The organism is Azospirillum sp. SYSU D00513, assembly GCF_017356015.1.
Classification (GTDB): Bacteria; Pseudomonadota; Alphaproteobacteria; order Azospirillales; family Azospirillaceae; genus Azospirillum.
In genome coordinates this window covers 68676-89130 of record NZ_JAFIQV010000016.1, presented here as the reverse complement: position 1 = coordinate 89130, position 20455 = coordinate 68676, and the positions used below count along the sequence as shown (strand labels likewise).

General features: G+C 69.3%; 22 protein-coding genes. 9 read left to right on the top strand and 13 right to left on the bottom strand.

The features are described 5' to 3' along the window. Nucleotides 1-52: 52 nt before the first annotated feature. Complete coding sequence (locus JUB11_RS13940; protein WP_207459154.1) at nt 53-1312, top strand: alpha-hydroxy acid oxidase; 1260 nt, start codon at nt 53-55, stop codon at nt 1310-1312. Nucleotides 1313-1321: 9 nt separating this feature from the next. Here the strand turns inward: JUB11_RS13940 and JUB11_RS13935 are convergent, their stop codons facing one another. Beyond that, complete coding sequence (locus JUB11_RS13935; protein WP_207459153.1) at nt 1322-2212, bottom strand: LysR substrate-binding domain-containing protein; 891 nt, start codon at nt 2210-2212, stop codon at nt 1322-1324. A 109-nt stretch (nt 2213-2321) separates the two neighbouring features. Between JUB11_RS13935 and JUB11_RS13930 the strand changes: the two genes are divergently transcribed. After that, a complete protein-coding gene (locus JUB11_RS13930) occupies nt 2322-2720 on the top strand; it encodes a tautomerase family protein (protein WP_207459152.1) in 399 nt (132 codons plus the stop codon). 71 nt (nt 2721-2791) lie between these two features. Continuing rightward, a complete protein-coding gene (locus JUB11_RS13925) occupies nt 2792-3460 on the top strand; it encodes a VOC family protein (protein ID WP_207459151.1) in 669 nt (222 codons plus the stop codon). A gap of 166 nt (nt 3461-3626) precedes the next feature. Here JUB11_RS13925 and JUB11_RS13920 read toward each other — a convergent pair whose 3' ends face one another. The 7 genes from JUB11_RS13920 to JUB11_RS13890 form a co-directional block, all read right to left on the bottom strand. After that, a complete protein-coding gene (locus tag JUB11_RS13920) occupies nt 3627-3893 on the bottom strand; it encodes a Txe/YoeB family addiction module toxin (RefSeq protein WP_207459201.1) in 267 nt (88 codons plus the stop codon). Beyond that, on the bottom strand, nt 3874-4140 hold the full coding sequence (locus JUB11_RS13915) for a type II toxin-antitoxin system prevent-host-death family antitoxin (RefSeq protein WP_207459150.1): 267 nt from the start codon (nt 4138-4140) through the stop codon (nt 3874-3876). Before JUB11_RS13915 ends, JUB11_RS13920 begins: the two co-directional genes overlap by 20 nt. A gap of 82 nt (nt 4141-4222) precedes the next feature. Further along, nucleotides 4223-5869, bottom strand: a complete 1647-nt coding sequence (locus JUB11_RS13910) for a GGDEF domain-containing protein (protein WP_207459149.1) — start codon at nt 5867-5869, stop codon at nt 4223-4225. Nucleotides 5870-5974: 105 nt separating this feature from the next. Further along, nucleotides 5975-7498, bottom strand: coding sequence for a CinA family protein (locus tag JUB11_RS13905; protein ID WP_207459148.1), 1524 nt, complete (start codon nt 7496-7498; stop codon nt 5975-5977). Nucleotides 7499-7592: 94 nt separating this feature from the next. Then, nucleotides 7593-9044 carry an alanine/glycine:cation symporter family protein gene (locus tag JUB11_RS13900; RefSeq protein ID WP_211112527.1) on the bottom strand — a complete coding sequence of 484 codons (1452 nt, stop codon included), beginning with the start codon at nt 9042-9044 and terminating at the stop codon, nt 7593-7595. 170 nt (nt 9045-9214) lie between these two features. Then, on the bottom strand, nt 9215-9451 hold the full coding sequence (locus JUB11_RS13895; RefSeq protein ID WP_207459147.1) for a hypothetical protein: 237 nt from the start codon (nt 9449-9451) through the stop codon (nt 9215-9217). A gap of 24 nt (nt 9452-9475) precedes the next feature. Then, on the bottom strand, nt 9476-10237 hold the full coding sequence (locus tag JUB11_RS13890; protein ID WP_207459146.1) for a YajG family lipoprotein: 762 nt from the start codon (nt 10235-10237) through the stop codon (nt 9476-9478). A 314-nt stretch (nt 10238-10551) separates the two neighbouring features. Here JUB11_RS13890 and JUB11_RS13885 point away from each other — a divergent pair, with 314 nt between their 5' ends. Continuing rightward, nucleotides 10552-11505 carry an aldo/keto reductase gene (locus JUB11_RS13885; protein WP_207459145.1) on the top strand — a complete coding sequence of 318 codons (954 nt, stop codon included), beginning with the start codon at nt 10552-10554 and terminating at the stop codon, nt 11503-11505. A 92-nt stretch (nt 11506-11597) separates the two neighbouring features. Beyond that, the gene (locus JUB11_RS13880; protein ID WP_207459144.1) at nt 11598-12494 is read left to right on the top strand and encodes an S-methyl-5'-thioadenosine phosphorylase; all 897 of its coding nucleotides are present in this window, start codon (nt 11598-11600) and stop codon (nt 12492-12494) included. A 148-nt stretch (nt 12495-12642) separates the two neighbouring features. On the opposite strand, the gene JUB11_RS13875 is transcribed toward JUB11_RS13880, so the two are convergent. The 5 genes from JUB11_RS13875 to JUB11_RS13855 form a co-directional block, all read right to left on the bottom strand. Continuing rightward, nucleotides 12643-13011, bottom strand: coding sequence for a helix-turn-helix domain-containing protein (locus tag JUB11_RS13875; RefSeq protein WP_207459143.1), 369 nt, complete (start codon nt 13009-13011; stop codon nt 12643-12645). Next, nucleotides 12992-13267: a BrnT family toxin gene (locus tag JUB11_RS13870; RefSeq protein WP_207459142.1), complete on the bottom strand. Its 276-nt coding sequence runs from the start codon at nt 13265-13267 to the stop codon at nt 12992-12994. The genes JUB11_RS13875 and JUB11_RS13870 overlap by 20 nt, the downstream gene beginning before the upstream one ends. Nucleotides 13268-13623: 356 nt before the next feature. Beyond that, nucleotides 13624-13992, bottom strand: coding sequence for a hypothetical protein (locus tag JUB11_RS13865; RefSeq protein ID WP_247887039.1), 369 nt, complete (start codon nt 13990-13992; stop codon nt 13624-13626). Between the two features lie 147 nt (nt 13993-14139). Further along, on the bottom strand, nt 14140-15075 hold the full coding sequence (locus JUB11_RS13860) for a pseudouridine-5'-phosphate glycosidase (protein ID WP_207459140.1): 936 nt from the start codon (nt 15073-15075) through the stop codon (nt 14140-14142). A gap of 84 nt (nt 15076-15159) precedes the next feature. Next, the gene (locus JUB11_RS13855; RefSeq protein WP_207459139.1) at nt 15160-15735 is read right to left on the bottom strand and encodes a hypothetical protein; all 576 of its coding nucleotides are present in this window, start codon (nt 15733-15735) and stop codon (nt 15160-15162) included. Between the two features lie 192 nt (nt 15736-15927). Here JUB11_RS13855 and JUB11_RS13850 point away from each other — a divergent pair, with 192 nt between their 5' ends. From JUB11_RS13850 to JUB11_RS13835, 4 genes are all read left to right on the top strand, one after another. Further along, on the top strand, nt 15928-16950 hold the full coding sequence (locus tag JUB11_RS13850) for a ligase-associated DNA damage response exonuclease (RefSeq protein WP_207459138.1): 1023 nt from the start codon (nt 15928-15930) through the stop codon (nt 16948-16950). Then, nucleotides 16947-18533 (top strand): cisplatin damage response ATP-dependent DNA ligase, encoded by a 1587-nt coding sequence (locus JUB11_RS13845; RefSeq protein WP_207459137.1) that lies wholly within the window; start codon nt 16947-16949, stop codon nt 18531-18533. Before JUB11_RS13850 ends, JUB11_RS13845 begins: the two co-directional genes overlap by 4 nt. Before the next feature lie 80 nt (nt 18534-18613). Further along, nucleotides 18614-19249 (top strand): flavin reductase family protein, encoded by a 636-nt coding sequence (locus tag JUB11_RS13840; RefSeq protein ID WP_207459136.1) that lies wholly within the window; start codon nt 18614-18616, stop codon nt 19247-19249. An 82-nt stretch (nt 19250-19331) separates the two neighbouring features. Next, the gene (locus JUB11_RS13835) at nt 19332-20408 is read left to right on the top strand and encodes a hypothetical protein (RefSeq protein WP_247887038.1); all 1077 of its coding nucleotides are present in this window, start codon (nt 19332-19334) and stop codon (nt 20406-20408) included. The last annotated feature ends 47 nt before the right edge of the window (nt 20409-20455 follow it).

The following is a 20455-nucleotide window of genomic DNA, read 5'->3' as shown; positions in this document are numbered from 1 at the left end:
GAATGGTTGGGAACGGAAACGATCCGTGCCCGCAGGAAGGAGAACAGGGGCGATGTCCGACGGTTCGGCACCTGTGAATTCGGTGATCGGCGGCGGTGCCGCCCCGGGCAAACCCGCCGCGCGCCCGGCTGCGCCCGCCGGGGCTCCGCGCCGGCTGCGCCGTATCCTGTCGCTCGACGATTTCGAAAGTGCGGCGCGCCGTTACCTTCCGAAGCCGCTCTTCGGCTATGTCGCGGGGGCGACGGAGACCAACGCCTCCCTGAACGACAACCGGGCGGTGTTCGAGGAGATGCGCTTCCTGCCGCGTGTCCTGAACAACGTGTCCGGCCGCAGCCAGGAAGCGGTCCTGTTCGGGAAGCGCTACGCCTCGCCCTTCGGCATCGCGCCGATGGGGATCACGGCGCTGACCGGCTATCGTGGTGACCTGTCGCTGGCGCGGGCGGCGACGCGGGCGAACATCCCCATGATCATGAGCGGATCCTCGCTGATTCCCATGGAGGAGGTGGCGGAGGCCGCACCCGACAGCTGGTTCCAGGCCTATCTGCCGGGCGAGCCGCATCGCATCGCGGCGCTGATCGACCGGGTGGCGAATGCCGGATTCGAAACGTTGGTGGTGACGGTCGATTCCGCCGTTGTCCCGAACCGGGAGAACAACGTCCGCACCGGCTTCAAGACGCCGCTCGACCCCAGCTTGCGGCTGTTCTGGGAGGGGCTGACCCATCCCGGCTGGGCGGTGAACACCTTCCTGCGCACGCTGGTCCGGCACGGGATGCCGCATTTCGAGAACAATTACGCCGAACGCGGCGCCCCGATCATCTCCCGCAACGTGGCCCGCGACTTCGCCGGGCGGGAGCATCTGGACTGGACCGAGATTGCCCGCATCCGCCGGCAGTGGAAGGGCACGCTCGTCATCAAGGGCATCCTCCATCCCGAGGACGCGCGCCTCGCGCGGGAGAACGGCGCCGACGGCATCATCCTGTCCAACCATGGCGGGCGGCAGCTCGACGGGGCGGCCTCGCCGATGCGCTGCCTGCGGGCGGTGAAGGAAGTCTCCGGCGACATGACGGTGATGATCGACAGCGGCTTCCGGCGCGGCACCGACGTGCTGAAGGCGCTGGCGCTGGGCGCGCAGTGCGTCTTCGTCGGGCGGCCCTTCAACTACGCCTCGGCCATCGCGGGCGAGGCGGGCGTCAGCCACGCCATCAACCTGCTGTCGGCGGAGATCCGCGCCGACATGGGGCTGCTGGGCATCACCAGCCTTGCCGAGATGGGACCGGACAAGCTGCTTCCCGCCGGGCCGCTGCTGCGCTGAACCCCGCCGTTATGGAATGGGCGCGCCGGCGGGGAGCCGGAGCGCCAGCGTGTCCAGCAGGGTGCCGCGCAGGCAGGCCACGGCGGCGCCGGGTTCCTCTTCGGCGGCGTGGAGCATCAGCCGGACGGCCGGAAGGGCAGGCAGGCCCGCCGTCCTGTGATCGAGGACGCGCAAAGAGCCAGGCACGCCCACGGCGGTGCGCGGCGTGACGCCGAGCCCCGCCCGGACCGCCGCCCACAGGCCCGACAGGCTGGGGCTGGCGAAGGCGTGGCGCCAAGCAATGCCCGCGCGCTCCAGCGCCTCCGTGCCAGCGCTGCGGAAGGTGCAGGGCGGATCGAAGGCGGCCAGGGTCAAGGCCTCCCCCGCGTTGCGGCGGAAGCCGTCCCGCCCGATCCAGACCATCGGCAGCTCAAGGATCTCCGAGCAATGGGCGCTGCGCCGGTCGCCCCAGGCGAGCGCCAGGTCCAGCGTGCCGCGCTCCACCCCCTCGACCAGGGCGCTGCCGCGCTCCACACGCACCTCGACGCGGACATTGGGGTGGGTTTCGGCGAAGCGGCCGAGCAGGGCGGGCAGCCAGTCCTCCGCGAGGTCCTGCGGCACGCCGACGCGCACCCATCCTGCCACCCCGGCGTCGCGCAACGCCGCCACGGCCTCGTCGTTCAGGTCGATGATGCGGCGGGCGTAGGCGAGCAGCGTCTCCCCGGCCTCCGTCGGCACCAGCCCGCGCCCCTGCTTGCGGAAGAGCCGGTGGCCGACCTGTTCCTCCAGCTTGCGGATCTGGAGCGTGACCGCCGAGGGCGAGCGGCCGACCCGCTCCGCCGCCTTGCCGAACCCGCCCAGCGCCACGCCGAGGCAGAAGGTCCGCAGCACGTCCATGTCGAGGTTGGTCGGCAGGCGCATGGTTGAGTTCTGCTGCATCGTCGCTTTGGAACTTCGAAATTTTCAAAACCATGCTGGGCCGGCAGGCTGCGGAGGTCAAGCCACGACAGACCCTTCCCAGGAGACTCCCATGCCCTTCGTCACCATCAAGACCGCCGGCCCCGCACTAACCCCCGGCCAGATCGAGCGGCTGCAAACCGGCGCCACCCGGCTGATGGCCGGCACCATGCGCAAGAAGGCGGAACTGACCGCCGTGCTGGTCGAGCAGGTGCCGGCCGCAGGCTGGTCCGTGGGCGGTGTCCCGGTGCCGGTGGCGGCCCACCTCGACGTGAAGGTCACCGCCGGCACCAACACGGCCGAGGAGAAGGCGCGCTTCATCACGGAAGCCGCCGCCCTGCTGAAGGAGGTGCTGGGTGCGGAGGCGCTGCCGGTGGCGACCTACGTGGTCATCGACGAGTTGCCCGCCGATGCTTGGGGCTATGACGGGCTGACGCAGGAGCAGCGGCGTCCGGCGATGGCGCCGGCGTGATACATGCGGGCGACGGTGCCGCGCGCCTGCTGTAGAGTGGGGCCGCCCCTTCCATCGCCGATGGCCGTCCCATGCCCCCCAGTCTTGAGCTTTGCCACATCTTCCTGTTCGTCGAGCCGGGCGCGCCCGAGGCCGCCCGGCTGCGGGAGGCCGGCCTCGTGGAGAGTTTCCGCCGGGCGCATCCAGGTCAGGGCACGGCCAACCTCTGCTATTGCTTCGACAACGCCTATCTGGAACTGCTCTGGCTGGAGAGCGCAGAGGAGGCGAAAAGCCCGGCCATCGCCCGCACGGGCCTCGCCGAGCGTGCGGGGTGGCGCGCCAACGGGGCGAGCCCCTTCGGCATCGCGCTCCGCGCCGCCGGTCCGCTGCCCTTCGTGACCTGGGACTTCACGCCGTCTTATCTGCCGCCGGGCATGGCGATCCCCGTCTCGCTGGAGAGCGAGGATCCGGCGCATCCCTTCATCTTCCAGTCCCCCGGCAACGCCCGCCCCGATGCCTGGACCGACGGCCGCGCCGGCAACCGGCAGAGCGCTGCCGGGCTGGCGGAGATCGCCGGCGTGCGGCTCAGCCTGCCGGACGGAGCCGCGCCGGGACGCGACTTGGAGGCGCTGGTCGATGCGGGGCTCCTCACGGTCGAGCCCGCTGTCACGGACCATCCGCGCATGGTCCTGACCGTGTCGCGCCAGGACGGAGAACAGCCGCGTCGGCTGTCCTTGCCCGAGTTCGAATGGGTGGAGTGATACCGGGTTCGGAAAATTCCGACCTCCGAACCCGGTAAAGGGCCGCGACCGCGGCCCCGCGCCCCATGGCGCGGAAGTCCTGACCACAGGTCAGGACTTCATGAAAATCGTATGAGCCGGATAACGCGGGATGAGTCGACAACTCCTTGCCGCCTCAGCCCCTGGTTCAATAGTGATAACGGCAGGCGAGGATTTCTAAAGCCTGGGTAGCTCCAGTGCCGGTCACCCGGTAAACGAGGCGATGTTCGCTTGTGATGCGGCGAGACCACCAGCCGGAAAGCGCTTCCTTCAGTGGTTCCGGTTTGCCGATCCCGGAAAAGGGACTCCGCTCCGTGTCCCTGATGAGTTCGTTGATCTTGCGCAGAACGCTACGGTCGTTCTGCTGCCAGAACAAATAGTCGTTCCAGGCGTCCTCACCCCAGATCTTCTTCATCAATCAACGTCCGCTCCGTGCCCTTGCCGGCATCCAACTGAGCAATGCCCCGGAGCAGCCTTTCCGCGTTGGCGGGGCTTCGCAGAAGGTGAAGCGTCTCCATGAGGCCTTCGTATTCCTCTTCGGAGATCATCACGACCGACCGGCCCTTCTGGCGGGTGACGACCAGGGGAGCGCGGCTGTCGCAAACCTCGTCCATCAAGCTCGCGAGATTGTTGCGCAGTTCCGTATAGCTCACATGGCCCATGTAACTCCCCCAGGCGCTTTGGATTCCTGCCTGTACAGAAACATGGACATGATGCGCGGCCTTGTCAAACCTTGACGCTCCCTCACACCACCGCAGTGCAGCTGTCCGCCCTGTCGGTGCAGGCGACCGCCCGGTTGCGACCGGAGCGTTTGGCGGTGTAGAGCGCCTTGTCGGCCTGCTCCAGCACCTGGGCCAGGGTTGTGCCGTTCTCGGGCCAGCTGGCGATACCGATGCTGCAGCCCACCTGCACGGCCCGTCCGGCGACCAGCACCGGCTCGTTGACGGCGTCGATCAGACGCTCGGCGATCTCGGCGACGACCGGGGTGGGGCGGCCGGGGATCGGGTTGATCACGATGACGAACTCGTCGCCGCCGGTCCGCGCCAGCACGTCGTCGCTGCGCAGGCAGGAGGACATGCGGGCACCGGCCTGGCGGAGCACGGCGTCGCCCGCCTGGTGCCCCAGCGTGTCGTTCACCGGCTTGAAGCCGTCGAGGTCGAGGCACAGGATGGTGAAGGGCTGGGTGCCCGGACGGTTCGCCAGCGCTTCCGCGTACTGCTCGAAGAAGCGGCGGTTGGGCAGGGAGGTCAGCCGGTCCTGGTAGGCGGCGTCCTCCATCTTCACCAGATCGTTGCGCGTCTTGGTCAGCGAGGCGACGAGATCGCGCAGCGTGCGCGACAGATCCGCGATCTCGGCGGCCCCGCGCACCTCCGGGATCTCCACGCCGGGCTCGCCACGCCGTAGGCGCGCGGCGGAGTCGGCGATGGCCTGGAGCGGGCGGGTGATCCAGCCGGCGGCGAACCAGGCCAGCGCGCTGAACAGCAGAGCGAAGCCGGCGCCCCAGGCCATGATCTCGCGGCGCAGCGCCGTGGCGTCGGCGTAGGCCGCCTCCACCGGCTGGCGGGCCAGCACGGTCCAGCCCAGACCGGGATAGCTGGCGTGGCCGGGGCTGTGGGCGTAGCCGGTCACGTAGCTCTTGCCGTCGGCCCAGGTCTCGACCGCCCAGCCGATCTCTTCCGTCCTTGCGGCGGCGAGGCTGCCGACGGAAAGCGGATGGCCCATGCTGCCGGCCGGCCCGAGCAGGACCGTGCCGTCGGCGCTGACGATGAAGGTTTCCAGCCCGCGCCGGTCCTGCATCGGCCGCATCAGCGTCAGCATGACCTCCCGCGCCCAGTCCCAGGAGAAATGGGTGGCGAGCACGCCGACCGTCTCACCCTCGTCGTTCAGCATGGGGGTGGCGACATCGACGAACTTCATCGGTTCGCCGCTCGGGTTGGGCAGCAGCTTCGCCAGCATCACCGCCTCGTGCACGTCGCCGACGAAATGGCCCTTGATGCCTTCCTTGTAGACCGGGCGCGTCGAGGCGTTCACGCCGAGCAGGATGCCGCCGCTCGAGGCCATGATCCGGCCTTCCGTGTCCAGCGCGCCGACCCAGGCCAGCGTGTGGTCCTTGGCCTTCAGCTCGTCCACGAGCTTCTGCGCCACCGGCCAGTCCCGCAGCGCGTCGATTCGCGCCAGCACGCTGACCTGGTTGGAGCGGGCCCACATGTCCGTGTCGAGCTTGTCGGCCATCTGGAAGGCGGCCTCGGACAGGGAGCGTCCGATCGCCTGCTCCATCTGCCGTTCGGAACGCGAACCGATGACCGCGCTCATCAGTGCCGCCATGCCGACCACGAGCGTGGCGCCGGAAATGGCAACGACGCTCCGAAGTCCCTTCTTCTTCCACGGCATGTGGCCGACCTCCATCCGAATGCGCGCATACGATGCAAATCACTATGCGTTTCGCTATAGATGAAGCCCGCGCCCTTTAAGAAAATGCTAATCTTCGTGCGAAATCTACCGTTCGGCGCCGTGCCCTACCCGGGGCGTTCCCCGCGGCGGCGACAGGGCCATCAGCAGGGCCGTGCGGATGGTGTCGGCCAGCACGTCCTGCGGCGTTCCGGCGAAATGGTGTTCCTCCACCCGCAGCTCCGCGCCGCGCCGCGCGATGGCGATGTAGACGAGGCCGGCTGGCTTGCCGCAATCGGGGCCGGGGCCGCCCACCCCCGTCACCGCCAGCGCGACGGTCGCGCGGGCGGACAGCCGCAACGCCCCCTCCGCCATGGCTCGGGCGACGTCCGGATGGTAGGGCGTCTTCTCGCGCAGAAGGTCGGAGGAGACGCCCAGCGCGTCGGTCTTCATGTCCGTCCGGTAGGTGACGAAGCCGCCCTCGAACACCGCGGCGCTGCCCGACACGGGCGCCACGCTGGCCCCGATCAGGCCCGAGGTGCAGGACTCGGCCGTCACCAGCCGGTCGCCCGAGGCGGTGAAGGACTGGACCAGCCGCTCAGCCAGATAGGCGATGTCGGAGGGAAGGGTGAGCAGATCCTCCTCCCGGCGCAGGGCGGCGGGCCGGAAGAGCCGCCGGTCCAGCGCGTTGAGCCGGCCGAGCCGGTCGGAGGAGGGATGGCGCAGCCGTACGGGCATGGCGCGGTGCAGCCAGCCCCGGTCCAGGCGCCGCAGGACGACGTCCAGAACCTGCCGCGCCCGGCCGTCGCCGCCGATGTCCAGCAGGGCCGGCAGGCGGTCGGCTCCCTGGCCGGGGCTCATGAACAGCGCCTCCATCACGGCGAAAACCATGACGTCCCATTCCAGCGTGCTGGCCTCGCCCCAGGGCTCCGCGCCCGGCTCGACCCGCCACAGCGTCTCGGGAAGGCCGAATCGGCGGGCAAGCCAGGGGATTTCCCATCCCAGCAGAAGCGACTGCACCGGCGCCAGGTCCCCGGCCCCGGCGAGGCCCCCCTCCAGCCCGGCGCCCCGTTCGGACAGGCTGCCCGTCCGCGCGACGATTCCACCCTCGGCGATGGCCTGGTCCTGGAGGGCGAGCAGGCGGAGCTGCGCCCGCAGGCCGGCCCGCCGGGCCAGCAGCGCCTCCTCGCCGGCCGGGGCGGAGGGGCCGGTCCCGCCGGTTTCCGCGGCGAGCGTGCGGCAGGAGGCCGTCAGGTCCAGGTGCCTGTGTTCGATCCCCAGCGCGTCGCAGGCGGCGAGGCCGCGTTCCGCCGTGTCCGGCGTGGCCCCCGTGGCGCCCTCTTCCATGGAGAAGGTGCAGCCGATGACGCGCCAGCCGGCCCGCGCCAGCAGCGCCGCCGCCAGCGCGGAGCCGGCCCGGCCGGAGAGGGCGAGCACCGCCCCGTCCACGCCCGCCTGTTCCCGGATGTCCCTCATCTCCCGGATCAGGCTGGAGCCGGTCTCCTCCAACTCCTCCTCTCCGGGGAAGAGGCCGTCCGTCACCTGCTGTTTCAGCCGGCGGAGAAACCAGGGCGAGAGACCGTCCCGCCCGCCGCCATGGCCGAGTTCGATGATGCTGTCCAGCAACGACATGGATGCGCCCGCCCTGCCTTGGATCGTCAAGGGCACAACACGGCAGGGGCGAAGCCGGAACGCGGGATTGCGGAAAAATGACGGGCTCCGCCCATCACAGGGGACCACCGGGCCGGGAGGTTCCCGCGTCGGCCTCCCGCCGCCACACGCCCGTTCCGATCCGGCCGGGAAGGTGGGGGTTCGGGTGGGAGTTGAAGACCGGGGCTCCGCTGTGGCGGCCCTGCTCGTAATCCCTCAGCGCGCCAAACGCCCAGCGCCCGAGGAGGAGGATCGCCACGAGATTGACCAGCGCCATCAGCCCCATGGTGGTGTCCGCCAAGGCCCAGACCACCGGCAGTTCGCCGAGGCAGCCGCCGAAGATGGCGAGCAGCACGAGGACCTTGAAGGCCGCCAGCCCCTTGGACCGCGCACCGAGATAGGTGAGGTTGCCGTCTGCATAGGCGTAGTTGCCGAGGATCGAGGAAAAGGCGAAGCAGAAGATCACGACGCTCATGAACACGGTGCCGATCCCGCCGAAGGCGGAGGAGACGGCGACCTGGGTCAGGGTGGCCCCCTCCACCGCACCACTCTGCGTCGGGTCGTAGACTCCGGACACCAGGATGATGAGCGCGGTTGCGGTGCAGATGACGATGGTGTCCACGAACACGCCGACGGCCTGCACCAGCCCCTGCGAGGCCGGGTGCGGGAGGGTGGCGGTCGCGGCGGCGTTCGGCGCGCTGCCCATGCCGGCCTCGTTGGAGAACAGGCCGCGCTTGACCCCGTTCAGCAGCGCGGCACCGATCCCACCGACGGAGCCCGCGACCGCCTCGTCGAGCCCGAAGGCGGAGCGGATGATCAGGCTGAACGCCTCGGGGATGCGGTCGACATTCATGCCGAGCACGACGGCGGTCAGGGCGAGATAGGCGAGCGCCATGAAGGGCAGGAGCCATTCGGCGACCCGGGCGACGGCCCTTATCCCGCCGAACAGGACGGGGGCCGCCAGCAGGACCAGGATGCCCGCGGTCACGATCGTGGGCACGCCATGCGCGGTGCCGAAGGTGGCGGCGATGGTGTTCGCCTGGACCGCGTTGAAGGTCAGGCCGAAGGTGACGATCAGAAGCACGGCAAAGACGCTGCCCCAGAAGCGTGACCCGAGCCCGCGCTCGATGTAGTAGGCCGGGCCGCCGCGGTAGGTTCCGTCCGGCTGGCGCAGCTTGAACATCTGGGCGAGCGTCGCCTCGACGAAGGCCGTGGCCATGCCGACCAGCGCCACCATCCACATCCAGAAGATCGCCCCCGGCCCGCCGAGCGTGAGGGCGATGGCGACGCCCGCGATGTTGCCCGTCCCGACCCGCGAGGACAGGCCGATGCAGAAGGCCTGGAAGGACGAAATGCCCCCCTCCGAATCCTGGCGCGATCCCAGCAGCGCGGACCAGGCATGGGCGAACAGGCGGAGCTGGATGAAGCGCGAGCGCACCGTGAAGTAGAGCCCGGCCCCGAGCAGCAGATAGATCAGCAGATGGTTCCAGATGATGGTGTTCATCCAGGCGATGACGGTGTCGATCATCGGTCGGCCTTCTTTCGTGGGTCACAGGGGGCCTTGGTTCCAGCGACCAAACCCCGCGTGCAGCGGATTGTTCCGCTGCATCAACCCCGAGCGCACCGGAACCCCCGACGACGGCCACACGGCTGCATGCGCGGACACCGAAACGCGCCGCACTGCCTGTTCTTCGGAGGCTAGCGGCCCGCCAGGATGTAAAGGCAAATGCGCCCGATCGCCCAGCAGACGCCCCCGACCGCGGCGCCGAACATCGCGATGAGAGCCCGGTCGTCATTGGGCCCGGCGGACAGAAGGGCCAGTAGCACCCAAAGGCCGGCCAGGGCGGCGATGACGCAGCCTGTCCAATAGATGACGTTCCCAAGCCGTGCCAGCACGGCGGCCAGTACTCCCGACGGTTCGTTCCGCCTTCTCACCTGTTCCGATCCTCTTGCCTAGGACTACAGGCTTCCCAGAATGGCCTTACGCTGCTCCTGGTATTCCCGCTCGGTAATGAGCTTCCGGTCATAGAGCGCTTTGGCCGCAGCAAGGCGTTGCTCAACGGTAGAAGCTTGTGGAGCGGTCGGCACGGCGGCTGCGGGCGCCATGGGGAATGACGGGGTGCTCACCGCCGCCAAGAAGGCCGGGTTGTCCAGGGCTTGATCGACGGCAGCTTGCATGCTGTCGTTCGTGATCTTCCGTAAATCCTCGACGGAAGCGAGGATGCCGGTTTCGACGAAGCTGCCCTCATCGGAGCGGTTGTCCTCAATGGCCTTGTTGTAGACGGGCCGACCGGTAGATTTCTCGACGACGGAAAGCTGGAGATGTGTATGAGCCTCGCGCCGCACGAGCTGGCTGGAGTCGAGCCGTTTCACGCCGATTTCGAGGCCGTAAAGTCCCGTGTTCGATTCCGCCAGCAGTCCACGCGCGGCCAGTCCGTCCAGGAAAGCTTGGCGCACCATGTCCGGAACCGGCGTTGCTGCCGTCAACGTCTTGAGCGGGTTACCGTACCCGCCCCGAATGGCTCCGATGCGGGCGGTGTTCTCACGCGCATCGGTGACGCTGATAACCTCGACGACAGGCTTGGCGCCTTCCGGCTTCGAAAGGGTTGTAGGGGCGTTGTACCTGAGGGATACAGGTGTGCTGCTACAACCGGCCAGCCCGAAGCTCACCGTCAAAACCGCACCCGCTGCAAGGCTCTTCCAACCGTACCCCCGCGCCATCTTCGCTCCCCCATATTACCATTTGCATAGCGCCCAGCGAGCGCAACGAATGAGAGTGATGGTATGTCAGGTAATGATGAAGAGTCACGTGTGTTGAGGGTTAGAATTTTTCTCACAACCTGCCGCTGGCTGCCGCGCGTCAGCGGCGGTTTTTCCTTATCTGGCCAGAGCCACGAGGTTTGAGGAACGGAACCCCAATCGAAACACCAAAGTTTTTCCTTGGCTGACTAGATGACCTGCGCGTTTCCAGCCACATCGGCTTGTGCAAGTCTTCCAGAATGGCATCCGGTCGTACACAGGAAAAGGCACCGCTCATGAACAAACGTACCCTTGGCCGCTCCGGCCTGTCCGTTGCGCCGCTCTGCTTCGGCGGCAACGTGTTCGGCTGGACGGCCGACGAGGAGACCTCCTTCCGGCTGCTCGACCGTTTCGTCGAGGCGGGCTTCGATTTCATCGACACGGCGGATGTCTATTCGGCCTGGGCGCCCGGCAACCGGGGCGGCGAGTCGGAGACGATCATCGGCAACTGGATGAAGGCGCGCGGCAACCGGGACCGGCTCGTGATCGCGACCAAGGTCGGATCGGAGATGGGGCCGGGCAAGAAGGGGCTGAAGCCCGCCTACATCCGCGAGGCGGTGGAGGCCTCGCTGCGCCGGCTGCGGACGGATGTGATCGACCTCTACCAGTCGCATTGGGACGACCCGGAAACGCCCTTCGAGGACACGCTCGGCGCCTACGCCGACCTGATCAAGGAGGGCAAGGTCCGCGCCATCGGCGCGTCGAACCTCACCGCCGCGCGGCTTGGGGAAGCGCTCGATGTCGCCGCGCGCAATGGCCTGCCGCGCTACGAGACGCTCCAGCCGGAATACAATCTGTACGACCGGGCCGGCTACGAGGCGGAACTGGAGGCGCTGTGCCGGGCGCAGGGGCTGGGCGTCATCACCTACTACTCGCTGGCGAGCGGCTTCCTGACGGGCAAGTACCGGTCGGAGACCGACGGGGCCAAGAGCGCGCGCGGTGGCGGGGTGGTGTCCAAGTACCTGAACGACCGGGGGCGGGCGATCCTTGCCGCACTCGACGAAGTTTCGGCGGACCTCGGCGCCACGCCGCCGCGGGTGGCGCTCGCTTGGCTGATCGCCCGGCCGGGCCTCACCGCCCCCATCGCCAGCGCGACGAAGGAGGCGCAGGTGGACGAGCTGGTCGCCGCGGCAAGGCTGGAACTGCCGGCCGACGCCATCGAGCGGTTGAACAGGGCGAGCGCCGTCTGACGCTCGTCCGGTTCCGCTCCGCCGGAAGCCCGGTTGCCTTCATGGGGCCAAGCTGGAACACTGCCGTTCGGTGAACCACGGAGGCTTTTGAGATGGCGGAGAGCGGGAACGCGCCGGTGCTGGGCGTGATCGGCGGCAGCGGCGTCTATGAGATCGACGGGCTGGAGAACCGCCGTTGGGTGAAGGTCGAGACGCCCTTCGGCGACCCGTCGGACGAGCTGCTGACGGGGGAACTGGACGGGCAGAGGCTCGTCTTCCTGCCGCGCCACGGGCGGGGGCACCGCATCCCGCCGTCGGAGCTGAACTTCCGCGCCAACATCCACGCGCTGAAGCAGCTCGGCGTGACGGAGATCCTGTCGGTCTCCGCCGTCGGCTCCCTGAAGGAGGAGCTGCCGCCGGGCACCTTCGTCGTCATCGACCAGTTCATCGACCGCACCTTCGCCCGCGAGAAGAGCTTCTTCGGCACCGGGCTGGTGGCGCATGTCGCGCTGGGGAATCCGGTCTGCGGCCGCATGGGCGACCGGATCGAGGAGGCGCTGAAGGCGCTGGACATCCCGCACCGGCGCGGCGGCACCTACATGGTGATGGAGGGGCCGCAATTCTCCACCATCGCGGAATCGAACCTGTACCGGAGCTGGGGCTGCGATGTGATCGGCATGACCAACATGCCCGAAGCCAAGCTCGCCCGCGAGGCGGAGATGTGCTACGCGACCGTCGCCATGGTCACCGACTACGACTGCTGGCACTCAGGCCACGACCACGTCACGGTCGAGGCCGTCATCAAGGTGGTGATCGCAAACGCCGACAAGGCGCGCGGGCTGGTCAAGACGCTGGCCCCGGCGCTGAGGCACCGCCACGGCGCCTGCGGCAAGGGCTGCCAGACAGCGCTCGACAGCGCCATCATGACCGCGCCCGACAAGCGCGATCCGGCCCTGCTGAAGAAGCTGGAGGTCATCCTGGCGCGGACCCTGGGGCCGCAGGGCGGTTGAGTTGCCGGCAAGCAAGCCGTGCTGGTTCCGTTTGGCGTTGGAAAGCGTTCTTGCCACGGCAGCGCTTTCCGATGCCGGATGTCACGTTGCTGCGGTTGGAGCGGGCATGGAGAATCCCAGATGGTCAAATTCGGATTCCGCCCTCTCATCATTCATCGGCTAGCGCGTTCAGTACCGTCTCGGGCGCCTTGTCGATCACACGCAGCAACGCACGCGCGGCGCCCTGCGGCGAGCGTGTGCCCTGCTCCCAATTCCGGACGGTGGAGACGGGCACACCGACTTTGCGAGCAAAGACGCTCTGCGAGAGCCCCACTTTCCTTCGCACACGTCGCGCATAAGCTGCGGCATCGAGCGCCGCCTCCGCATCGTCCTGCGCAGCCTGACGCGAGATCTCAGCCTCTGTGGTGGCGTCCACCTTCGCCCAATCGATCCCAGCTACGGCGGGTGCTGTGTGGCCGCCCGGTCCGAAATGCGTGACGGAGCCATCCGGCTTCAGTTCAGCCTTCGCTTTGGTCATGCTTCCTTACCTCCCGTTCATTCGCCTTGCGTGCCGAAATGATGCGGATGAGCTTGCCACGAAACGTGTAGACGACGACGAAGAGCCGGCCGTCGATCCGCCCGTACAGCCGATGGCGGGTCTCCCCATACTCGTGCCGCGTGTCCAATTCGACCAGTCGCTGGGGATCGACGAAAACCGGCAGGATATCGGCGAAGCCGAAGCCTCGTTCCGCCCTGCACCTCGCGTCCTTCGCCTCATCCCAGTCGAATTTCATGAGCCAAGGCTACTTCAGTGAAGTAGCGCTGAGAAGGTCGAATTTCCAGGAGGCAGGGTGAGGTGGCCCCTGGCGTCGAGACCAGTGGCGAAGTTGGGGTCCCGCTCCATGATCCCCGGACTCCCAGGAGCAGGGCTTGGATGGGTGCGGCCTGGTTCGGGGAAAGCTGGCTGCGGTAAACTGGCGCGCAATCCGAACTCTGGAATTGGACGAAGAACAGAGGCGCAGGCCACCAAAGTTTCATCCCAGCAGGACCGCTGGGCGGGACAAGCGTGCCTATGACACCGGTCCAGGGGGGCCGGGAAACCACGACCGGGGCGGGGGAGGAGCCGCCCTGGTCGTGGACATGCGAAGGCTCAGTGGCGGGTGCGGGCCGGGGTGATGTAGACGCCGTCCCAGTCGACGCCGAACAGGGCGTCGTCGCCGGCTTCCTCGACCAGCTCGTCATACTCGCCAGCCTCGATCATGCCGAAGATCGAGGCAGTGCCCGAGGCGTCGAGGTCGCAGGTCACGACGCGGCCTCCGATCTCGACCGAGGTGAAGAAGACTTCCGGCAGTTCCATCGAATCGAGGTCGGCGACCACCGCGCATTCGATCTCGTGAACCAGGCGGACCGGCAGGGCGCCGCGGAGCTGATTGGCCTGGGCAGCCCAGACGACGCGCTGGACGCGCGTGGCCGGACGGGTGTCTTCGGCCACGTCGGTTTCGTCGGGCTGCGCGGACATGGCGACCATCCGGGTGATCAGATTCGACGGGCTCGACGCACGCATAAGAACCTCCGCTGTATGACCCCCTCAGATTGCCGGACGGAGGTTAACGCGGTCTTAAGCCGGAGGTCCGCAGAGGCGTTACCACAAACTAAGTACGTCCTACTACTTTTTCCGGGATAGGTCCGCGTAGGCTTTCGCGACCCGCGCCGCGACCGCCGCGTTGTTGCGGATCAGCGCGACGTTCGCCGTCAGGCTGCGCCCGCCGGTGATCCGCTCCAGCGCCGCCAGCAGGAAGGGGGTGATGGCCTTGCCGGAGATGCCCTGCCGCCCGGCCTCGGCCAGGGCATGGCCGATCGCCTCCTCCATCTCGGCGGCGTCCAGCGCGTCCTCCTCCGGGATCGGGTTGGCGAGCAGGACACCGCCCTCCAGGCCCAGGCTCCATTTGGCCTCCAGGATCGCCGCCACCTCCTCTGCCCGGTCGCAGCGGTGCGAGACGGGAAGGCCGGACCGGCGGCTGTGGAAGGCCGGAAATTCGTCCGTGCCGTACCCCAGGACCGGCACGCCGTAGGTTTCCAGCACCTCCAGCGTCTTGGCCAAGTCCAGGATGGACTTGGCCCCGGCGCAGACCACGCAGACGCCGGTCCGCGCCAGTTCGGTCAGGTCGGCGGAGACGTCGAAGCTGGTCTCCGCCCCCCGGTGCACGCCGCCGATGCCGCCCGTCGCGAAGACGGTGATCCCGGCGAGCCGCGCCGCGATCATGGTGGCCGCGACGGTGGTCGCCCCGATGGCCCCGTTCGCCAGCGCCACGGGCAGGTCGCGGCGGCTGAGCTTCATCACGGACGGCCCGCCCGTCGCGAGCCGTTCCAGCGCCTCGTCGTCGAGCCCGATCCGGATGCGCCCGTCCAGCACGGCGATGGTGGCGGGAATGGCACCCTCCGCCCGGATCACCTCCTCCAGGGCACGCGCCGTCTCCAGGTTGCGCGGGTAGGGCATGCCGTGGGAGATCACCGTGGATTCCAGCGCCACGACGGGCTTGCCCTCGGTCAGCGCGTCGGCGACCTCGGGCGTCGGGCACAGGCGGTCGTGCTGGGCAGGCATGGGCTGGCTCCTCCTGTCGCATCGGCGGCGCATGGTGCGGGCGGGCGCGGCCCGGCGCAAGAGAATGCGGAGGACGGGGCCCGGTCAGTCGAAGGGGCCGCGCGACGGCAGCACGGGGTCCCCTCCGACATTCGGACCGCTCACATGGGGTGTGCCCCTCGCTTCCGTCTCCACCCCGGCGAAGGGGTTGGTCCTATCCTCCAGGGTTCCGGCGCAACGCACCAGTTCCGGCAGCATCGCCTTGGTGCCCTCCAGCCGGTAACTGTAGGTGTGCTTTCCGACCGTCGCGGACATGATGCTGCCCGTCCTCAGCGGCCCGTAGAGGGTCGGCAGATCCGGGACGCTGATGGCGACCAGGGGTCCGTCGCCGAGCGCGCTGAAACCGTACGTCCGGCCACCGTCCACCGACAGGGTGACTTCGTAGATGGCTTCCGGAATCTGCCAATCGTCGTGGCCGATCAGAATCTTGAAACGACCATCCCTGGCGGCGAGGAAGCCCAGCACGGTTCCGTTCTTGTACTCGTCGGTCGTGTAACAGGCGTCGGGCAGAGTCTGGATGGTCCAGGTGGCGACGGTCGACCAGACCTTGGCCTCCTGGGAATGGGCGGTGTTGCACAGGGCGGCGAGGGAAGCGACGATCGCGACGGCCAGCGTCTTCATGGGACCACCTAGCTTCTTCCGGAGCGAACCGTCCGCCCCGCCGATACAGCCTAAGGTCGGCCCGATCCCGCTGGCAAAGGCCCAAACGGAATCGCTTGGAAGAGCCGCGGCAAGGCTTCGGGGTACTCCCCGCGGGTGGACCGGCGGAACATTCCTTCCGGGGCGTTGTTACGGAGATGGCGGCCCGAAGGAATGAAAGCCATTCAGAAACAACGCCCTAGCGACTGGATCAAGGTGCTGCCCGACGGCCTCTTCGTGGAGCCGGGCGGCTTCTACGTGGATCCCCTGCGCCCCGTGGAACGCGCCGTCATAACCCACGGCCATTCCGACCACGCCCGTCCGGGGCACGCGCGCGTGCTCGGCACGCCCGGCACGCTCGCCATCATGCGCCAGCGGCTCGGCGAGGGGGCGGGGGCGGCCCAGCAGGCGCTGGAGTATGGGGAGACCATCCGCATCGGCGAGGTGACCGTGCGGCTCGTTCCGGCCGGGCATGTGCTGGGCAGCGCCCAGGTGGTGATGGAACATGGCGGCTCCCGCGTGGTCGTCTCCGGCGACTACAAGCGCCGCGCCGACCCGACCTGCGCGCCGTTCGAGCCGGTGACCTGCGACGTCTTCGTCACCGAGGCCACCTTCGGCCTGCCGGTCTTCCGCCACCCGCCCGACCTGGGCGAGGTGCGCAAGCTGCTGCATTCCATGGCGCTGTTCCCGGAGCGCAGCCACGTCGTCGGGGTCTACGCGCTGGGCAAGTGCCAGCGGCTGATCTGCCTGCTGCGGCAGGCGGGCTACGACCGGCCGATCTACCTGCACGGAGCCCTGGAGTCGATCTGCGACCTCTACCGGCGCTTCGGCATCGACCTTGGCGAGACGCGGCCCGCCACGGTCGCCGCGAAAGACCAGCTCAAAGGCGCGCTGGTGCTCGGCACGCCGGCGGCCATCGCCGACCGCTGGGGACGGCGGCTGACCGACCCGGTCGTCGCCATGGCGTCGGGCTGGATGCGCGTGCGGCAGCGGGCGCGCCAGCGCGGGGTGGAGCTGCCGCTGGTCATCTCCGACCATGCGGACTGGGACGAACTGGTCCGCACGCTGGACGAGGTGGCCGCACCGGAGGTCTGGGTAACCCATGGGCGGGAGGAGGCTCTGGTCCATCATTGCGCCGGGCGCGGCATCAAGGCCAAGGCGCTGGCCCTGATCGGCTTCGAGGAGGACGAGGCGTGAAGCCCTTTTCCGAGCTGATCGACGCGCTGGTCTTCATGCCGTCCCGCAACGGCAAGATCCGCCTGCTGACCGACTATTTCGCCCATGTGCCCGACCCCGACCGGGGCTGGGCGCTGGCCGCCCTGACCGAGAGCCTGGTCTTCCGCGAGGCCAAGCCCGCCGCCATCCGCCAGCTCGCCGCCACCCGCGTCGATCCTGAACTGTTCGCGCTTTCCCACGACTTCGTCGGCGACCTCGCCGAGACGGTGGCGCTGATCTGGCCCGAGCGGCCCGAGCGCGCGAACAGCCAGCCCCCCTCCATCACCGAGGTGGTGGAAGCCCTGCAAGCGGCCAAGCGCGGCCAGGTGATGGAGCTGGTGGAGGGCTGGCTCGACACGCTGGACTCCTCGGGGCGCTTCGCTCTGCTGAAGCTCATCACCGGTTCCCTGCGCGTGGGCGTGTCGGCGCGGCTCGCCAAGACGGCGCTCGCGACCTGGGGCGGACGCGACCCGAACGAGATCGAGGAATGCTGGCACGGGCTGACCCCGCCCTACCTCGACCTCTTCGCATGGCTGGAGGGGCGGGCGGAGCGTCCGGCCGCCGGCCATGGCGCGGGCTTCCGCCCGCTGATGCTGTCCCAGGCCCTGGAAGAGGAGGACATGCCCGCGCTGAACCCCGACGACTACAGCGCGGAATGGAAGTGGGACGGCATCCGCGTGCAGCTCGTGGCGAAGGGCGGGGAGCGGCGCATCTACAGCCGCACCGGCGACGACGTGTCCGGCGCCTTCCCCGACCTGACCGACCACATGGTCTTCGACGCCGTGCTCGACGGGGAGCTTCTGGTGGCGCGCGAGGGCGAAGTGGCTCCCTTCAACGACCTCCAGCAGCGTCTGAACCGCAAAGCCGTCACGGCGCGCATGCTCCAGGACTATCCGGCCTGGGTCCGGCTCTACGACATCCTGTTCGACGGGGAGGAGGACCTGCGCGGCCTGCCCCTCACCGAGCGGCGGGCGCGGCTGGAGCGCTGGTACGAGGCGGTGAGGCCGCGCCGCATGGACCTGTCGGAGATCGTGCCCTTCGCCGGCTGGGAGGAGCTGAAGGCCCTGCGCGAGGGCGCGCGCGAGAACGCCATCGAAGGGCTGATGCTGAAGCGGCGCGACAGCCTCTACGTCGCCGGACGGCCCAAGGGGCCCTGGTTCAAGTGGAAACGCGGCGCGCTGACCTTGGACACCGTCATGATGTACGCCCAGCGCGGGCACGGCAAGCGGTCGAGCTTCTATTCCGACTACACCTTCGGCGTCTGGCGCGACGGCGAGGGCGGGCAGGAGCTGGTCCCCGTGGGCAAGGCCTATTCCGGCTTCACCGACGCCGAGCTGGCCGAGCTGGACCGCTGGGTGCGCAACCACACGGTCCGCAAATACGGGCCGGTGCGCGAGGTCTCCGCCGGGCTGGTGCTGGAGGTCGCCTTCGACAGCGTCCATCCCTCCACCCGCCACAAGAGCGGCCTCGCCATGCGCTTCCCCCGCGTCCACCGCATCCGCTGGGACAAGCCGGCGGCGGAGGCCGACCGGCTGGAGACGGTGCGGCGGATGGTGGTGGGGTAGCGCGAAGCGCCTTGCCGGATGGCCCGCCGGGCGCTCTTATCCGGGGAACGATCACCGACGCGATCCGGGAACGACCGCCAATGCCCACCACGCCCACCGACATCCACTTCTACGAACCGTCGCAGGGGCACGGGCTCCCGCACGACCCCTTCAACGCCATCGTCGGGCCGCGCCCGATCGGCTGGATCGGGTCGCAGGACAAGGAGGGGCGCCGGAACCTGGCGCCCTACAGCTTCTTCAACGCCTTCAACTACCGGCCGCCGATCATCGGCTTCAGCAGCATCGGCTGGAAGCACAGCGTCGCCAACATCCAGGACACCGGGGAGTTCGTCTGGAACCTCGCCACGCGCGCCTTGGCCGAGCGGATGAACGCGACCTCCGCGCCGGTGGGGCCGGAGGTGGACGAGTTCGAGCTGGGCGGGCTGACGCCGGTGCCGTCGCGGCTGGTGGGGCCGCCGCGCGTGGCGGAAAGCCCGGTGTCCTTCGAATGCCGGCTGACCCAGATCGTGCAGCTCCGGCGCGCCGACGGCGGAACGGTGGACAGCTGGCTGGTGCTGGGCGAGGTGGTGGGCGTCCACATCGACCGGGCGCTCCTGCGGGATGGGGTCTACGACACGGCCATGGCCCATCCGATCCTGCGTGCCGGCGGTCCGGGCGGCTATGCCGAGATCCGGCCCGACGTCATGTTCGACATGCCGCGCCCGACCGGCGCCTGAACCCCGGACCCGCCGGGGCCGTGAAGGTGCGTCTGGCCCCGGCTGCCGCCCATGGGCTATACCCGCAGGCGAAGGAGCACTCATGTCGTCCGATCACTTGCCCGAACAGCCGCCCGTACCCGAATCCATCGCCCGCCTCGGCGCCTGGGAGCGCCCGTCCGACATGCCGGACGCCCTGGCCGCGGAGGTCGCCGGCTGGCGCTTCGTGCTGCGGAGCCCCGGCGAGAACGCCTTCTACTCCAAGCCCGGCACGCCCTGGCGCACCCCGCAGGACGGGACCCTGCGCGTCGCCGCCCGCTGGGCGGAGGACGGCGACGGGCGTTCCGCCCCCGCCACGGACCGGCCGGTGCCCGAGGGCCATTGGGCGGTGGCCCGATTCGAGGGCGGGGTCTGGCGGGTGGAATCGGACACACCGGCGCTCGGCCGCGCCGCCGCGCGCGACCTGGTCCAGGCACGCGCGGACCGTCTCACCGCCGGGCGGCGCTGGGCGCGTGGGGATCTCGACCTGCTCCAGGCGCTGGTGGAGGTGGAGGCCGTGGGGCGCGAGGCGCTGATCGCCGGGAACGAGGGCAGGGTGCGCTCGCTCCGCTCGCTGCTGACGCTGCATCTCGCCTCCGAGGCGGCCGAGGAGCCGGCCGAACTGCCGGCCCCGGCCCGCCGCATCCTGGAGGAGGGCACCGGACCGGCCGTCTGGATGGACGCGGACGCCAAGGCGGTCGCCGCCGCGATTCTCGATTGGCAGGCGAAGAGGCAGGTCCGCGCCATCGCCCGCGCCGACCGGGGTGCCGCGCGGCGCGGGCAGGCCGACGACCTGAAGAGCGACATCGCCGAGGCGGCGCGCGGGGTCTTCCCGCGCATGCCGGCGGAGGTCGCCGCCGCCGCCGCCGCCCGCCTCGCCCCGAGCGTCGCCAAGCTCGGCCGGCGGCCCGGCATGCAGGCCATCGTGGACGCGGTGGTGGAGATCCGCATCGACCGCTGGCGGCAGGCCATCGCGTCGGACCCGGCGGTGGCGACCCGGCTGGAGCAGATGCAGCAGCGCGGCGACCCCGGCCGGGCGCGCAAGCGCTACCGCGACCAGCGGGCGCTGGAGCGCGTCGAGGCGGAGGTGAAGGAGTGGCGCGGCGATCTCGGCCCGGTCACCTCGCGCCTGCTCGGCTGAGACGGAACGGGTTGGGAGGCGGCCGGCCTCGGGCGGCCCCCAACCCA

Bases quoted from the DNA above. Each gene is read 5' to 3' on its own strand.
- JUB11_RS13940 (WP_207459154.1), top strand. From the start codon at position 53: ATGTCCGACGGTTCGGCACCTGTGAATTCGGTGATCGGCGGCGGTGCC.
- JUB11_RS13935 (WP_207459153.1), bottom strand. From the start codon at position 2,212: ATGCGCCTGCCGACCAACCTCGACATGGACGTGCTGCGGACCTTCTGC.
- JUB11_RS13930 (WP_207459152.1), top strand. From the start codon at position 2,322: ATGCCCTTCGTCACCATCAAGACCGCCGGCCCCGCACTAACCCCCGGC.
- JUB11_RS13925 (WP_207459151.1), top strand. From the start codon at position 2,792: ATGCCCCCCAGTCTTGAGCTTTGCCACATCTTCCTGTTCGTCGAGCCG.
- JUB11_RS13920 (WP_207459201.1), bottom strand. From the start codon at position 3,893: ATGAAGAAGATCTGGGGTGAGGACGCCTGGAACGACTATTTGTTCTGG.
- JUB11_RS13915 (WP_207459150.1), bottom strand. From the start codon at position 4,140: ATGGGCCATGTGAGCTATACGGAACTGCGCAACAATCTCGCGAGCTTG.
- JUB11_RS13910 (WP_207459149.1), bottom strand. From the start codon at position 5,869: ATGCCGTGGAAGAAGAAGGGACTTCGGAGCGTCGTTGCCATTTCCGGC.
- JUB11_RS13905 (WP_207459148.1), bottom strand. From the start codon at position 7,498: ATGTCGTTGCTGGACAGCATCATCGAACTCGGCCATGGCGGCGGGCGG.
- JUB11_RS13900 (WP_211112527.1), bottom strand. From the start codon at position 9,044: ATGATCGACACCGTCATCGCCTGGATGAACACCATCATCTGGAACCAT.
- JUB11_RS13890 (WP_207459146.1), bottom strand. From the start codon at position 10,237: ATGGCGCGGGGGTACGGTTGGAAGAGCCTTGCAGCGGGTGCGGTTTTG.
- JUB11_RS13885 (WP_207459145.1), top strand. From the start codon at position 10,552: ATGAACAAACGTACCCTTGGCCGCTCCGGCCTGTCCGTTGCGCCGCTC.
- JUB11_RS13880 (WP_207459144.1), top strand. From the start codon at position 11,598: ATGGCGGAGAGCGGGAACGCGCCGGTGCTGGGCGTGATCGGCGGCAGC.
- JUB11_RS13875 (WP_207459143.1), bottom strand. From the start codon at position 13,011: ATGACCAAAGCGAAGGCTGAACTGAAGCCGGATGGCTCCGTCACGCAT.
- JUB11_RS13870 (WP_207459142.1), bottom strand. From the start codon at position 13,267: ATGAAATTCGACTGGGATGAGGCGAAGGACGCGAGGTGCAGGGCGGAA.
- JUB11_RS13865 (WP_247887039.1), bottom strand. From the start codon at position 13,992: ATGTCCGCGCAGCCCGACGAAACCGACGTGGCCGAAGACACCCGTCCG.
- JUB11_RS13860 (WP_207459140.1), bottom strand. From the start codon at position 15,075: ATGCCTGCCCAGCACGACCGCCTGTGCCCGACGCCCGAGGTCGCCGAC.
- JUB11_RS13855 (WP_207459139.1), bottom strand. From the start codon at position 15,735: ATGAAGACGCTGGCCGTCGCGATCGTCGCTTCCCTCGCCGCCCTGTGC.
- JUB11_RS13850 (WP_207459138.1), top strand. From the start codon at position 15,928: ATGAAAGCCATTCAGAAACAACGCCCTAGCGACTGGATCAAGGTGCTG.
- JUB11_RS13840 (WP_207459136.1), top strand. From the start codon at position 18,614: ATGCCCACCACGCCCACCGACATCCACTTCTACGAACCGTCGCAGGGG.
- JUB11_RS13835 (WP_247887038.1), top strand. From the start codon at position 19,332: ATGTCGTCCGATCACTTGCCCGAACAGCCGCCCGTACCCGAATCCATC.